Genomic DNA, 13,383 nt, shown 5'->3' on the forward strand with positions numbered 1-13,383 from the left:
GCACTCAAGCCATGTAGCAGCCCTCCAAAGAACGCGGTAATAAACCCGCTACCGCCTAGTGCTAGTGCTAGTGCGTTGGCAAAGCAAAGCAGGGCTAAGTTCTGAAACTCAACCCCCTTGCCTGTTTTGATTGATGCCACAGCAATCGCTGTGTTGGTCTTCTGACGGGATGTTCAACGCGTAGAAAGCCAGATTATTTCAAATTCATTGGTACAGGACGCCCGTCGCTTTGCAACGGCTTGCCCGAGGGCGCACAAAACCGGGACGGGCGCGCATTATCGATCTGCGTTGCGGACGGGGTCATTGATTCTGGCGATTGCAGCCGGACACCATGTGCTTGAGGCCTTCCATGTTCTGGATGTTCACGTCGCGACCGGCGATTTCCACCAGTCCCTGATCGCGCAAGTGGGCAATGCCGCGACAGATGGTCTCCAGACGCAGCCCAAGGTAGGAGCCGATCTCTTCACGGCGCATTTTCAGCACAAACTCTTTGGAGGAATAGCCGCGCACGCTTAGGCGTTGCGAGAGGTTGAGCAGGAATGCCGCCAGGCGCTCATCGGAGTTCATGTTGCCCATCAGCATCAACATGCTGTGGTCGCGCACGATTTCCCGGCTCAGCAGTTTGTTGAGATTGTGCTGCAGGGAAGGAAGGCTTTGCGCCAGTTTTTCCAGTTGCGCGAAGTGAATCGGGCAAACTTCGCTGTCTTCCAGGGCATACGCAGTGCAAGCATGTTGATCGGCACTGATGGCGTCCAGGCCGAGCATTTCGCCGGGTATATGAAACCCCGTCACTTGTTCTCGGCCATCGACGGACAGCACGCTGGTCTTGAACGAACCTATGCGCACAGCGTACAGCGAGCGCAGCGGATCACCTGCCCGGTATAGAGCGGTGCCTTTCTTCACCTTGTATCGCTGCACGATCAGTGTATCGAGTCGATCGACCTCCGAACCCGTCAGGCCGATCGGCAGGCATAACTCCACCACACTGCAATTGGAACAGGCAGCTTTGAGCAGTGGCGGGGGAGAATGAGCTTCAAGCATGGGAAAGGCGCCTCCAAGGGTCGTGATAAGCATAGGCGTCGTAGCGGCGCGAGTGCTTTTCATTTGGCCTTTCACCTTGATTGCAGACGAGCGGAGTGCCCGGATTAGCGAGGCGCTGGCAATTTCGCCTTTATTGAGCTTCAAGGTTGATGTTGATACTTGATGTAAAGCAATCGTTGCCCCGTTTTTCAATTTCGGCGGCCAGTGGCTCAGGCGTAACGAACACTCGTAAAGAAACAACACAGCAGCGATCACCGCTACCCATCGATGCTCTCGTTTGTTGACAAAAATCAGAGCCCGGAGCGGGCATCGTCAGATACTCAGTTCAGCGATTTAACAGAGCAGTGATTCACCAAGGGGAAATCATGAACATGCGCTCGTCCATCATCGTGCTGAGTATCCTCTGTTGGCTACAGCCACCGGAGCGTGCAGCCGTCGAGGCCAATGAGCGCGTCAAGCGGATGGCTGAAAAGGCAGCGCGCAAGTAGTCGGCGATTACATCAAACCGGACACGGATGTCGGGCTGGCAATCAGGCCGGCGAAGCATCGTCAGGAGAAGTACCTCATGTTCAAGCTCAAACGCATTCTATTGATCGCACCCGCCGAAATGACTCGCACTCCGGCGTTTGACCGCGCCCAGGCATTGGCCCGGGCCAGCGGTGCGTTGTTGCACATCGTGGCGTTCGATTATGTGCAGGCCTTGGCGCTTGCCGGTCTGTTTGACCACAACGCCATGGCGCAGGCACGCGAAGGTTATTTGCAGGTGCATCGGCATTGGCTGGAACAGCAAGCCCGATTCGAGCGTGGCAGCGGCGAGCAAGTCACTACCGAAGTGGTCTGGGTCAGGTCCACACCGGCGCATGTGCTTGAGTACGTCAATGACTTCCACGCCGATCTGGTAATCAAGGACGCCCATCATGTTCCGGCCCTTGATCGGGCGTTTCATCAGCCACTGGACTGGATGTTGCTGCGCGATTGCCCAGCCTGTTTGCACCTGGTCACCGATGCAGCGAACCCGAAGCCTTTGAAGATTTTGGCGGCCGTAGACCTTTCCCACCTTGAGGACCTGACCCAAGGGCTCAACGACCGGATACTCGGCCTGGCATCGACATTGGCATCAGAGTGCGGAGCGTCGTTGCATCTGTTGAACGTGAGCAATTGGTCCGTAGTGGGTGATGCCGCGATGAGTGTGCCGAACCTGAGTCTGGATCACAGTTTGCGCGATGCGATCACCGATACTCAGCAAGAGGCGTTCGATACCCTGGCCGAGCGCTATGTTGTCGATGAAAAACACAGGCACTTGCTGACCGGTATCCCTTACCGGGTGATCGAACAGTTTGCCCGACAGAACGCGTTCGACCTGATGGTACTGGGTACGTCCTACCATCACGGCCTCGACGATTTTATCGGCGGCACGGCGCAATGCCTGATAAATCGCGCGCCGTGCAGCTTGATGATGGTCAGGCCGCTACCTTCTGCAGCCTGACCGGCCAGCCGTTCATCATCAACCGCTTTCAACCGAAAGCGGCAAACGATGACGGATGGAGTCACTATTTTTCGCTTTCCTTGCAAGCAGTAGCCTAAACCGTTGGTAGCGTTCCGCCGTCGATCACGAATTCACTTCCAGTGATCGATGACGCTCGCGGTGAAGCCAGGAAACAGATCAGGTCAGCAACTTCCGAAGGCGTCGATGGGCGTCCGAGCGGGATACCTCCAAGAGCTTTCATGATGATGTCTTTCCCCCCTTGATAGTCAGTACCTGCTTCCTTCGCGAGTCGCTCCGCAAATACGACCGACGCTTCGGTTTCAACCCAGCCCGGCGAAACCCGAACTACGCGAATGCCTTTGGGCGAAACCTCTTTCGACAGGCTTTTGCTGTATGTCGAAAGCGCGGCTTTGGCCGCCGCGTAAGCTGTTGTAGATTCCGGCAGTGGCAGCCGACTCTGGATGGAGGTGACGTGGATAACAACCCCTTCCTTGCGCGCCAGCATTCCCGGGAGCAGGGCTCGATCAAGGCGCACCGCCGGCAACAGGTTCAGGCTGAGCTCCTGTTGCCAGTGCTCTTCGTCCAGTGCAGCAAAACCTCCGCCGGGTGCCGACGAACCACCCAGAACATGGATCATGATGTCTACACCGCCGAACTGTTCCTGGACCGCTGCGATCAGCACGTCACAACCTTCCCGGGTCGAAAGATCAGCCGCAATCAGAACTACGCCCGGCATTTCCACGTCCACCTGCCTGGCCGAAGTGATGACCTTCGCGCCCTCGGCCATTAGCAACTCGACGACAGCCATGCCGATGCCTTTGGTGCCACCGGTGACCAGGACCCGCTTGCCAGTCAAACCTGAAGTCAGCATGGCGTGATCTCCAGTGAACGGATTCGACCGTCTTCCAGCGTGAAGGCGTAGCTCAGTTGAAGCGGGCTACCGGGAAAATTCCCGACAACGTTCGCAATGACCGTGAGTCTGTTCTGTTCTTGAAGGGCTTGTAGTGGGTGGACCTGATACGCGAAGGCCTTGCGAGCATCTTGTTGCCAGGCTGTGATAGCAGCGATGCCTTCGTATGTTTTTCTCTCGTCGCATACCGTGGCGTCAGGGCTGAAGCAGCTCGCAAGTTGTGCTGCATCGCCATCGTTACTGTCCGCAAAGTACAACTTCACGGCGTCGGGGAGTTGAAGGGGCATGTCGTTCTCCTGAATCGGGTTGTATGGAGCGATCTTGGGTGCGTTTGTAAGCGTGCCTGATGCAATGAGGCATCCATTCAGCTCGAGGATCAGGAGATCAACCCCAGTTTCGCTGCCTTGAAGGTGGCGGCCGCTCGGGTCGAGCACTCCAGCTTTCGGAAGATACTTTCCATGTGCGTGCGAACGGTGCTCGCCGAGCACAGCCAGCTTCAGCGACGAATGACAGGCTTGAGGGGTCGAGCATTCAGTAGCAACCAGATCGCTTGAGCTGATGAGGTCAAAGTACGTGTCGACACTGCTGACAGGCTGAAGGCTCATTCGCTGATCTCCTGGATGGATTACCTGCAGTGATCTTGCTGCCAGACGGATAGTTTGTTCAACTGGGACAAACCTGTATGACCCATCCCGATATTCAGGACAATCCATGTCACACGAGCGTTTAGGCCTCAGCGAGCTGGACGCGGTTATAGCGGTCGCACGCCGGGGGTCGTTTCGCAAAGCCGCGATCGATCTTCACGTCTCCACTACCGCGTTGAGCAACACCATTGCGCAACTGGAAGCCCGCCTCGAATCGCGGTTGTTCAATCGCACGACCCGTAGCGTGGCCATTACCGAAGCGGGCAGGATATTTCTCGAGCAGGTGGGGCCCGCCTTGCAGGATTTGCGCGCCGCACTCGATGCCGTTCGATCGCACAATGCCGGGCCCTCGGGCACGCTGCGCATCAATGCGTTTGCCAGCGCTGCCCGATCAGCGCTCATGCCCCTGGTGATGGAGTTCTTGCAGCAACACTCGAAAGTACACATCGACCTCGTCACCGAAGGCCGTCTGGTGGACATTGTTGCGGACTGCTTCGATTTCGGCGTGCGCTCGGCAAGTCTCGTTCCGAACGACATGATCGTGATCCCCCTCGGCCAGCCGCAACGGTACGCCGTGGTCGGCTCGCAGGCGTACTTTGAAAAGCACGGCAAACCGCAAACGCCATCCGAGCTGCTCCAGCACCGATGCATTCGCGTGCGACTACCCAATGGGGCGATTTTCCCGTGGCATTTCGAGCGGGACGCAGAAGTGACTCGTCTCGATGTAAGCGGGCCGCTTACGCTGGATGAACCCAGTGTGGTCAAGGCGGCCGTGCAGGAGGGCATGGGGCTCGGCTTTTTCATGGCGCAGGACGTTCACCACGAAATCCGTGCCGGACAGTTCGTGCAGGTTCTCGAAGAATGGACACCGCCCAGGGACAAACTGTGTCTGTACTACCCGAACCGCCGCAACCCATCTGCGGCAGCCAAGGCATTCATTGAGTTGGTACGCGCCCGTCAAGCCGATCAGGACGGGGTCGCATGATTAAGCCCTTCGGACCTGGCTCAGGCAATCAATCCCAGTGTCAGTCCTTTCAAAGTGGCGGCTGCGCGGGTGGAGCATTCCAGTTTGCGAAAGATGCTTTCCATGTGCGTAGCTGCGCGTCTTCATTGCGGCTACGACACAGATAAAAAAGCCCGCGAGAGAGGCGGGCTTGAGCGGATAGCTTTCAGAGGCAGTCGGACTTGCCGATCTGAAACTCGACTATGGGTGAGCCGGTTGAATCCTGGTAGAGAAGGTTAATGGAAAGACCCGTTTTTACGAATTGTCCTAAACCTTTTTCATTACAGAATGCAGAAGCTGCGAGCGCTTTTGTGTCCTTGGTGAACTCATCGGTATCGATTTCGTCCTTCGATACTTTTGTAAGTGTGTAAGAGATACGCATGACCTCATCGCTGTAGGTCACCGTATCGATGCGAGTTGATTCATCAGATATTTTTCCAGACTGAACACTCATGATGAGCGCGAGACCTTTGAGCTGGCGTTCCCGCTCCTGCATTTTCTCTTCCGGAGCGGTCTTCGCATGCCATACCTGTACCAAGATAAAGAGCAAAGTCATTGCCGAGAAAAATATGATTATTCCGCGATTCTGTTTCAACTGAGATTGCCGTAGCAAAGGGCTATTACGTATTTGACCATGCCGGTAGCGTCACCTCAAGTTAGAGGCGTTGGTCTTCGATGGCCAACGAAACGAGGATGTACTCATCCGCTCCGCTGGTTGCCGTTGAGCGCGGATGGGAGTGCATTAGGATGGTGTCGGTAGTGGGGTGGAGCTAAAGAATTGCTAGGGTGCGGCCGATAGGCTCGCGTCGGCAACGATGCCATATCACATGAAAGCTGGAGTTATAAATGCCGTTGAATAAAGCTCGTATTGGTGTGTTCGCCGCGCTTATTGGCTGCACTTTTGCGTCGACCGCACATGCTGCCAGCGAACATGAGATGGCCGTCGGTGGTGCAGCTCTTTACCAAGTTTGCGCACAGAAACATCCTGAAAAGGAGCTTTCTTTAGAGCAATACATATCGCTACATCCACATATGTCGACTCAATTAGCAAACGACATTAGGGCATTCTCCTCGCAGCCAAAACACAAAGCAGAACTTGAGGATACAGTTCTGCGCATGCGGACCGAGGCCACCCAAGATTTACTTGAAGTCGTATGTGATAGCTATTACCGAGATGCAAAGGAACGGGAGTAGTCCTCAGCTTCTTTCGCATGGGGGTGTGATCTGGCCGGGGCTCAACCGGCATTCGGCGGAAGGGGTAGCCCAATAGGCGACCGGTTGGCTCATCCGCTGCCCGAGACTTAGCCTCAGATCACACCCCGATGCGCTCTCATAGAGAGGATTGGGCACTTACCGCACTACGATGCCCGCACGCTTACAGGTAGATTAATTTATGGCTAGAAGCCACAGGCTCCAAAAAAAACTTCATGCGCAGCATCTGATGGCAACGGCTGAAGCAGTCGTACTTGATGACGGTCTTGTTGAAAAGCTCTGGGCGCTCAATCAAGGTGACGGATTTGAGCTGAATTCAACGTGCCTCAGTTCGGCAGCTATCCAAAAGTACCGCTTGGAGTACCTGGTAACGAGAGGCCCTATTCCCGGACACTGGCTATACAAGAAATTTGCCCCAGAGGAACTTACATTATTTTTTACGGCAAAAGACTTTGACGGCATTCGCCATGGCTGGACTCTGTTTGACAAATGAAAATCTCAGGTTTAGTTTTCCAAAACGCAGCTTCTGGCCGAAAGCTGCCGTACCAGGCAGTCCGCTTTCGGCCACAAGCTGACGTTCGTATCTGGCCACTTTTGGCCGAATTCACCCAAGGATGTAATTAAGCGATTAGGACAGCTCCGTGCTTCGTCGCGCTGCATTTGCATACCTCGTCATAAGGGCGGATCCAACGGACTTCGGAGTGGCGAATTGGTCGGGCTCCTTGCCGATTGGGGCCAACACGACAGGACCCCGACAGCCAGCCAACAAGCCAAAAAATAACCGAGGATTCGAGCCGCAAGGGAGCTAAGCCCGCGTCTCCGAGCGCTAATAGCCAAAAGTAGACGCACATAGCGCGTCCGAAAGATTACACGCAGTGAAGCTTAACAACACATCAAGAAATGCCATTAAAGCTCTTAGTCTTTAAAGAGGTTTTTGGTGAGTCACAAACAATACATTGCATCCTCTCGGCTACAGGGCGAAAGCCAGCTTTGTAGAAAGCCCGCCTTTTTTACATAGTACATAGCTAAAAATGCGACTTTAACCTTCAAGCTACAAAAGCATTTGCTTGTTTGAAATATTGTTGCGCGCGCCATCTACCTTATAGCTATTTATAATTTTGGTATAATTTTCCGGAGATGTTAATGCTTTCTCTAGAAGACCTCTTTCTGATAAAGATACATAGAGCGCTGCCGAATAAGCTTGGCAGTTAATTGAGCGCTCATGGTTGAATTCTATATCAGTGAAGCACTTATAGTTTAGTATGGCTCTAGCAATACTTTCATTATTGCTAAGTGCGTTTATATATAGCCAGTCATAAAAAAGCGTTTTCGGCTCAAGCGGCCAGGTATTCTGATAGAATCTGAACGCCGTTAATCGCCCGCTTGTTTTTAATCTCTCATCTTTTTTTGCTTCTCTTGAGTTTTTATCCAGTATATCTACAAACGGCCCTCCATTTTCAAATGTTTTACTCGCTTGGAAAGCGCATTCCACGCTAAATTTTCTATTGTACTTTTTTGTCTCAATCATCAAATTAAAGGCGCTCGCTTTTACGCCATCTTCAGTTAAAGACTTTGAAGAAATTTCCAATACGCTTTCAATATTTAGTTTTTCAGATATATTTTTGTGAAGCGAAGCAATACTTCTCTGTTTTTGTGCTACTGAAAATCCCGGAAACCAGTCAAAACTAACAAACGTGGTTTTAACGAGATATTCAGGATCCGCCACAGGTATGAAAACAGGTCTTTCAGCCATGATTACCTCTGATAAAAATACTCTGGACGAATCTTCCACTGATACTGAGGAAAGGTTTTAGCTAGCGCTTGCAATCCAACCAAGTCTTTTATTCTATTTTGATAATGAAAATTTAAATCGACAAAGTAATTTGGCGGTATTATACCAGAAACCATGACCTCCGCTTGAACGTCGGTGGTGTCGAAACTCTTTAGTTGTTGTTGCTGCCGAATCTCTTCACCCGCAAAAAGCTTTTCTAGTGCTACAGCTCCTCGCAGTGCGTTGTCAGGGGTTTCTTTTATGTATCTTGTGGCTGCATTGGTTTCTGTGAATAAGCAGTCAAGCTCCCAAAGAATATTCGGGCTTAATCTGATTACAGCCCAATCATCAGCAGGATAATTTAGAGTCATTGGGTAAAACATTTTGCAGTTTGGAAAGCTAATGGATAAACAAGTTCTGTTTTCACGCTCGTCAAAACGATGATCATCATTATGAACGAACTGAATTCGATTGTCTTGTAGTATGGAGCGGGGAATGAGGCCATTAACTAATATGCTAGTCAAGTTCGAAGTTCGGGTAAAATGTATCAGATATTCTATCTTCCGATCTTGCACTATTTGCTGAATCATAAAAACGTTCCTTGTTGTTCTTGTGTGTCCGAATTCCGACCAGCCTCGGAAACGTGATTCCTAGACTTTAACTTAAATTGCGCAAAAAACAATGTCCATAGGCCATTACCAGGTGTATGACCAAAAATGGTCCAAAGGAGCTCTACAGCAGAATCGAATGCCTTTCCACCGTCGCGCCGACCAGGCCAAAGGTGTGCTCTCCCCATAAACCGTCACGTTGACCCCAGACGAAGTCGCACGGACACGCACTGCCCCGATTCTGAGGCCGAGGCTAGATACAATACAGTCCGATGCATCGACTGGTTGATTCCAAAAGAGAAAGCGGCCATCTAAAAGGCAGCAAAAATGCCATTTCATGTCTATCCTAAAGCAATGCAATTTTGTAACCAGGCGCCGAAGCCGACCAAGCTGTTCCGGATCGAGTGCGCTAGTTGTTGCGGGATGGCATTTTGACTGTGCTAGCGCCCAGCGCTCAAAGGGACTTGCCATGAATAACACTTACAATATCTATAAGGTCAAGCACTCCAAGCTCGTTCAGCTAAAAGAAAAACTGGCTGGCGTCGGACTCCATCAGCAGAAAACCCACATCTCGAATAGCTATTCGATGACTTTCTATTTCTCCGATAAGGTGAAGGGAAATGACATCTGGTGGTGGGATACTTACAGAGATTTTTTCAATGACGATGTCATCAAACCCACCAATACCTTCCATTTTGGGATGCTGCTGAGTCACCACATCGATAAACCAGAACAAATCTACGCTGTGAGCCTAGGAAAAGCTCATTTCTATCTTTCCAAATTAATTCAGTACGATTTCGGAATAGACCTAGCCGTTCGTATGGCGGATGAAAACACGATCTTGCTTAAAAAAAGCCGTTATTTTACGGGTACTAAAAGGCAGGACGTATCCTCTTACCAACGATTCCAACCCAATGGCTATGAGCCCGGTGAGTCGGTCGACCACCTAAAACTCAGAGCTTCGGACAGAGAGTTGTGGGGTGAGCGTAATATCATATTTGCTGACTCAATCCAGATGGATATGGATCGAAACCCACTCGACCTTTCAGAAATATTTGATCGTATAGAAGCAGGCCTGAGAGGCGAAGAAATTATCCGTCTTCCAAAGTTGGAAGCCGTCGCGGATGAATTACGTAATGAACTTGACGAATTACTGTTCATATCCCTCAAAAACCGACAGGGCGATGTTCAAATCGACGAGTTCCACGTGTATGGCGTAGCTATTTGCTTTAGCTTTCATGATTACGACTATCGCCTCTCTGCCAAGAGGTCCGGGGAGGCAGGGATCCACCGTAAAAATATTGGCAACTCCCTGACGGTTGATAGAATCAGCGACTTCCTCATTGAACATAACGACATTGACGATATCAATTCTGTAAGCGTGCAGTTTAAGAGCGGCGATCATGGCGTGTTCACTCAAGATCTAAAAGAAATACTCGACTTACCGATTGCTTACGACGGCTACCACTATTTTTTGAGGAATGGTGATTGGTACAAGTTCAATCAGACATTCATGGATTACTTGAAGCACTCGCTTGACATGATCGAGACTATCTTAATGGAGCCACTTGACGAAGCTGACTACATACGTTGGCGCGATGAGAAGCAACGTAAGATCGATGCCGAGGAGCCTGTCGACGACAAGCTTATTTATCGCGAATCCTACTTCAATAAAAAACAATGTGCAGAACAAGGATATGTGCTTCTTGATCGACAACTCACACAGCTACAGTCGATGGAGAGAGGTAAGAAACAGTACCGCGTGGAGGTAGCCGACCTTTTTAAGGATAAGGAGATCATCTCAGTCAAGATATCGGAAACCAGCCCGGAGCTCATTTACAATATAGAGCAGTCAAGGGATGCCGTTGAACTCATCAAGCGAGGTGCGATTAGTTTTGATCAAGAATTCAACGCAGCAGCAATCTGGTTTGTATTTGAAAACGAAATCCAGAGAATTACTGAGTTTAACTCGATACAGTTTCTGCTCGCCGTCGAGTCTTGGCAGAAAATGGTAAGAAGTTTTGACCTCACACCGAGAATCTATATCTCCAAACATAATAAGTAATTTTTGTTAAGCTCTTGATCAATCAACTGCGTGTGCAAACGGTCATATTAACAGGCTATGCGATTTTTTTCTGCCACTATAATCAACCCGCGCGTGACGCCGATATACTTTTACCTAAATGGCTACAAGTTTTAAGTTGCATGTTTTGGCTGCAAGCAGCCCTGCCACCGAACGGTTGCTTCTCACTGGAAGCTGTCCCGACTCAAATGTCCGCTTCTGGCCGGAAGCTGACGGTCCGATCAGACCGCTTTCGGTACACAGCAGCCTAGAAGGTAAGCGGAGGGCTATTCACTTTTGCTTCTTCTGGACGATTGGGACACAGATGGCAGTGCCGTATTTCTGACCACGTAGGCGTGACAGCAAGTTAGGGTCACTCTTCCTAAACTCGGCAAGCCCAAGCTCAGCCATTGCGTCACAGTGTTTAAGCATCTGGTTGACAAATATCTCTGGCTTATCGCTTGAGGCGTAAATCAGCGTCATGTTGCCGGGTAACATGTGTTCGCCGTAGTAGGGGATCTTTCGAGCATTGATGTCGGGGAGTAGCCCTAGCTCACTATCAACAATCACGCCCACTCGCTTTGAGCTCAAAGCTGAAATGGTGGTGAGACGAGATATATTCAAATGCCATCCGAGAGGTTCTGGATTCACGGTGGGGCCAGGATCCAAAATCAAGTAGGCGGCAACTGGTTGTGACTGCACATCCGCTGACAGAGAATCTAACGATTGGCTAATTGCGCTGCTTGCACACACGCTAACTCTGCATCCTTGCGTACGCTTGGGCTTTTCGATTGTGTTGGTATCAATTGCAATTAAGTAATCGAACTGTTTCTTGAGCTGATCTAGATGACTTTCGTTTAATGCCGAAAAACTCATAACCGGCGTTGAGTAGATCACTTTATCCTTACCATTCTGTTTCTGGTAGGATATTTCGCTACGTAATGTACTAGGGTCTAATTCTGCAATATTGGGAATACCAGTTATAGGGTCAACGTGGAATGTTAGCGATTCAACTAGCTCAGTAGCGTGGCCAGTTACAAAGCGAACCCGTGGGATCTTATCTTCATCTTTCTTGCTTGGCATCCGTATCACCCTTCAACCTGAAAGCCTCGTGCCGGCTTCACCCACTCTAGCAGACTAGACATCATAGCTGGCCTCGTTCACTTGCTGGAGCGCTATGTACGGGGATCAGTTGCTAGCTCCTCTAGGTTGGAATCCATCGGGGCATGCATGCAATGCTCTAGTGAATCATCCTTGGCTTGATAGATACCATTGAGTGGCAGCTTCTGGCCGGAAGCCGACGGTCAGGAGCGGCAGCTAACGGCCATACTGCCGCTCACGAACGCCTTTCGGCCAATAATAGTCGTTCGGCCAAGCCAGAAGCAGTTCTTCGACGCGCCTGGCGCAATTCACCTCTCGACACTTACTAAAGTACGTTTTCTTACCAGTTAGCGGTTCACTCCTTGGGGACATTATCATTGATAGAGAAACAGGATGCAGTCCGGATCGAGGCTCTGCGAGTCTAGCTATTAAATATCGTCATCAGGAACAAGCGGTCCTTCATAAGTTTTTGCCAATCTCACCATGGCTTCAACGACCTCTTTTGGCACCGCACGACCCTGCAACTTTTGAAGTACGCGGTCGCGGACAAAGAGTCGAGAGGGCATATCCGGATTTAGAATGTTAGCCAGTCCTTTCTTCGAACAGGTTTTAAACTCTTCGTTAATGGCTTTATCGAGCTCATCCGACTTGACCTCGATGTCGTATGGAAGCCGCTCAAAACACCCGCCATCAATGATTTCGTCAATCACCGAGCGATGCCACACGATGCCGATTTGCGGGTCTGCTTTATCGGTCACTGCTTCTCGACCTACGTATACCCCTACAAGTATGGCGACGTCAGTTCCGAATCGATAGTTCCCACCTCCAATCGAGATGCTACCCTTTGGACTGTAGTAAAGAACCGGAGAGCCAGACATGCCACTCTTCGAGGCACTATCGATTAGGAATTTTGGCTGACCATTGAATCCTTTCTGAACAGATGAGGCTATCGTGGCCCGTTTCCATACAGGTTGTGAGTAGTCGTCCTGAACATTGTGGGGGTAACCAGGAATGAAGAGCTCCTCGGTAACTTCAACATTATCCATCCATTTATCAATAATAGTTTTGTCCGGCACCAAGTAGCGCTGTATAGGACAAAGCTCAGTAGGAACATCAGTATTAAGAAGCGAAATGAGTCCTTCCACAATCTGATTATCGGAGTTCCAGTACTCAAACTTGAAATTCCCCATCGGGTCGAACGGAATAGCCACGACGTCAACACGCGGCCATCTCGTTGGATGAATCAAAAATAGCGATTTATCTTCATCCGCCAGGGGAAGAATGACTGACATTCGAGTCGCGCCAAATGGGGGGTGACTCACTACAAGGTTAACGACAACGTTATCTGGTACTGCATTCTGACTGCTCTGAAATTTCAGATTGTCGGGGTGGCGGCCTGTCAGATTGTGCCAAGCGGTCACGACATAATATTTCCCATCACGCTCATAAACCACTCCCGTTCCGATAGCGAGAGTTGTTCTCTCGAACCTCATCGTTAGGTGAACAACTGAGTTACTTACTGCGGCCATCTTTGCTTCCTTGCTC

The 13,383-nt window shown here is 50.6% G+C and carries 13 protein-coding genes and 1 pseudogene; 5 read left to right on the forward strand and 9 right to left on the reverse strand.

Translation table 11 applies throughout. The annotated features are described in order from the left end of the window. Positions 1 to 300: 300 nt before the first annotated feature. The gene (fnr, locus tag AB4P97_RS08035) at positions 301 to 1,041 is read right to left on the reverse strand and encodes a fumarate/nitrate reduction transcriptional regulator Fnr (RefSeq protein ID WP_273878601.1); all 741 of its coding nucleotides are present in this window, start codon (positions 1,039 to 1,041) and stop codon (positions 301 to 303) included. A gap of 565 nt (positions 1,042 to 1,606) precedes the next feature. Between fnr and AB4P97_RS08040 the strand changes: the two genes are divergently transcribed. Further along, entirely contained in the window at positions 1,607 to 2,527 is a 921-nt protein-coding gene (locus AB4P97_RS08040; RefSeq protein ID WP_395602382.1) for a universal stress protein, read from the forward strand. A 94-nt stretch (positions 2,528 to 2,621) separates the two neighbouring features. Here AB4P97_RS08040 and AB4P97_RS08045 read toward each other — a convergent pair whose 3' ends face one another. The 3 genes and pseudogenes from AB4P97_RS08045 to AB4P97_RS08055 all read right to left on the reverse strand — a co-directional run. Next, on the reverse strand, positions 2,622 to 3,398 hold the full coding sequence (locus AB4P97_RS08045; RefSeq protein ID WP_395602383.1) for an SDR family oxidoreductase: 777 nt from the start codon (positions 3,396 to 3,398) through the stop codon (positions 2,622 to 2,624). Beyond that, positions 3,392 to 3,724: a nuclear transport factor 2 family protein gene (locus tag AB4P97_RS08050; RefSeq protein ID WP_395602918.1), complete on the reverse strand. Its 333-nt coding sequence runs from the start codon at positions 3,722 to 3,724 to the stop codon at positions 3,392 to 3,394. The genes AB4P97_RS08045 and AB4P97_RS08050 overlap by 7 nt, the downstream gene beginning before the upstream one ends. Before the next feature lie 89 nt (positions 3,725 to 3,813). Next, a pseudogene (locus AB4P97_RS08055) lies at positions 3,814 to 3,921 on the reverse strand (hypothetical protein); the annotation flags it as partial. A gap of 227 nt (positions 3,922 to 4,148) precedes the next feature. Here AB4P97_RS08055 and AB4P97_RS08060 point away from each other — a divergent pair. Further along, the gene (locus AB4P97_RS08060) at positions 4,149 to 5,066 is read left to right on the forward strand and encodes a LysR substrate-binding domain-containing protein (RefSeq protein ID WP_200617814.1); all 918 of its coding nucleotides are present in this window, start codon (positions 4,149 to 4,151) and stop codon (positions 5,064 to 5,066) included. Positions 5,067 to 5,250: 184 nt separating this feature from the next. On the opposite strand, the gene AB4P97_RS08065 is transcribed toward AB4P97_RS08060, so the two are convergent. Further along, complete coding sequence (locus AB4P97_RS08065; protein WP_234451916.1) at positions 5,251 to 5,679, reverse strand: hypothetical protein; 429 nt, start codon at positions 5,677 to 5,679, stop codon at positions 5,251 to 5,253. Positions 5,680 to 5,930: 251 nt separating this feature from the next. On the opposite strand from AB4P97_RS08065, the gene AB4P97_RS08070 reads away from it, so the two are divergent. Then, positions 5,931 to 6,278, forward strand: coding sequence for a hypothetical protein (locus tag AB4P97_RS08070; RefSeq protein ID WP_042558946.1), 348 nt, complete (start codon positions 5,931 to 5,933; stop codon positions 6,276 to 6,278). Positions 6,279 to 6,477: 199 nt separating this feature from the next. Beyond that, the gene (locus AB4P97_RS08075) at positions 6,478 to 6,789 is read left to right on the forward strand and encodes a hypothetical protein (RefSeq protein WP_042558947.1); all 312 of its coding nucleotides are present in this window, start codon (positions 6,478 to 6,480) and stop codon (positions 6,787 to 6,789) included. Between the two features lie 558 nt (positions 6,790 to 7,347). Here the strand turns inward: AB4P97_RS08075 and AB4P97_RS08080 are convergent. After that, complete coding sequence (locus AB4P97_RS08080; protein ID WP_042558948.1) at positions 7,348 to 8,049, reverse strand: DUF6977 family protein; 702 nt, start codon at positions 8,047 to 8,049, stop codon at positions 7,348 to 7,350. Positions 8,050 to 8,051: 2 nt separating this feature from the next. Continuing rightward, on the reverse strand, positions 8,052 to 8,657 hold the full coding sequence (locus tag AB4P97_RS08085) for a DarT ssDNA thymidine ADP-ribosyltransferase family protein (protein WP_052491523.1): 606 nt from the start codon (positions 8,655 to 8,657) through the stop codon (positions 8,052 to 8,054). Between the two features lie 487 nt (positions 8,658 to 9,144). On the opposite strand from AB4P97_RS08085, the gene AB4P97_RS08090 reads away from it, so the two are divergent. Beyond that, positions 9,145 to 10,740 carry a DUF6119 family protein gene (locus AB4P97_RS08090; RefSeq protein ID WP_395602384.1) on the forward strand — a complete coding sequence of 532 codons (1,596 nt, stop codon included), beginning with the start codon at positions 9,145 to 9,147 and terminating at the stop codon, positions 10,738 to 10,740. A 288-nt stretch (positions 10,741 to 11,028) separates the two neighbouring features. Here the strand turns inward: AB4P97_RS08090 and AB4P97_RS08095 are convergent, their stop codons facing one another. Together AB4P97_RS08095 and AB4P97_RS08100 are read right to left on the reverse strand one after the other, a co-directional pair. Further along, the gene (locus AB4P97_RS08095; protein ID WP_042558950.1) at positions 11,029 to 11,820 is read right to left on the reverse strand and encodes a hypothetical protein; all 792 of its coding nucleotides are present in this window, start codon (positions 11,818 to 11,820) and stop codon (positions 11,029 to 11,031) included. A 446-nt stretch (positions 11,821 to 12,266) separates the two neighbouring features. After that, entirely contained in the window at positions 12,267 to 13,367 is a 1,101-nt protein-coding gene (locus AB4P97_RS08100; protein ID WP_395602385.1) for a hypothetical protein, read from the reverse strand. Positions 13,368 to 13,383 lie beyond the last annotated feature (16 nt).

The sequence above is a fragment of the Pseudomonas sp. A1230 genome (genome assembly GCF_044218825.1).
Lineage (GTDB): Bacteria > Pseudomonadota > Gammaproteobacteria > Pseudomonadales > Pseudomonadaceae > Aquipseudomonas > Aquipseudomonas iridis.

Excerpts from the sequence above, each read along its gene's own strand:
- AB4P97_RS08090 (WP_395602384.1), top strand. The coding sequence starts at position 9,145 with ATGAATAACACTTACAATATCTATAAGGTCAAGCACTCCAAGCTCGTT.
- AB4P97_RS08070 (WP_042558946.1), top strand. The coding sequence starts at position 5,931 with ATGCCGTTGAATAAAGCTCGTATTGGTGTGTTCGCCGCGCTTATTGGC.
- AB4P97_RS08075 (WP_042558947.1), top strand. The coding sequence starts at position 6,478 with ATGGCTAGAAGCCACAGGCTCCAAAAAAAACTTCATGCGCAGCATCTG.
- AB4P97_RS08080 (WP_042558948.1), bottom strand. The coding sequence starts at position 8,049 with ATGGCTGAAAGACCTGTTTTCATACCTGTGGCGGATCCTGAATATCTC.
- AB4P97_RS08095 (WP_042558950.1), bottom strand. The coding sequence starts at position 11,820 with ATGCCAAGCAAGAAAGATGAAGATAAGATCCCACGGGTTCGCTTTGTA.
- AB4P97_RS08050 (WP_395602918.1), bottom strand. The coding sequence starts at position 3,724 with ATGCCCCTTCAACTCCCCGACGCCGTGAAGTTGTACTTTGCGGACAGT.
- AB4P97_RS08040 (WP_395602382.1), top strand. The coding sequence starts at position 1,607 with ATGTTCAAGCTCAAACGCATTCTATTGATCGCACCCGCCGAAATGACT.
- AB4P97_RS08060 (WP_200617814.1), top strand. The coding sequence starts at position 4,149 with ATGTCACACGAGCGTTTAGGCCTCAGCGAGCTGGACGCGGTTATAGCG.
- AB4P97_RS08045 (WP_395602383.1), bottom strand. The coding sequence starts at position 3,398 with ATGCTGACTTCAGGTTTGACTGGCAAGCGGGTCCTGGTCACCGGTGGC.
- AB4P97_RS08085 (WP_052491523.1), bottom strand. The coding sequence starts at position 8,657 with ATGATTCAGCAAATAGTGCAAGATCGGAAGATAGAATATCTGATACAT.
- fnr (WP_273878601.1), bottom strand. The coding sequence starts at position 1,041 with ATGCTTGAAGCTCATTCTCCCCCGCCACTGCTCAAAGCTGCCTGTTCC.
- AB4P97_RS08100 (WP_395602385.1), bottom strand. The coding sequence starts at position 13,367 with ATGGCCGCAGTAAGTAACTCAGTTGTTCACCTAACGATGAGGTTCGAG.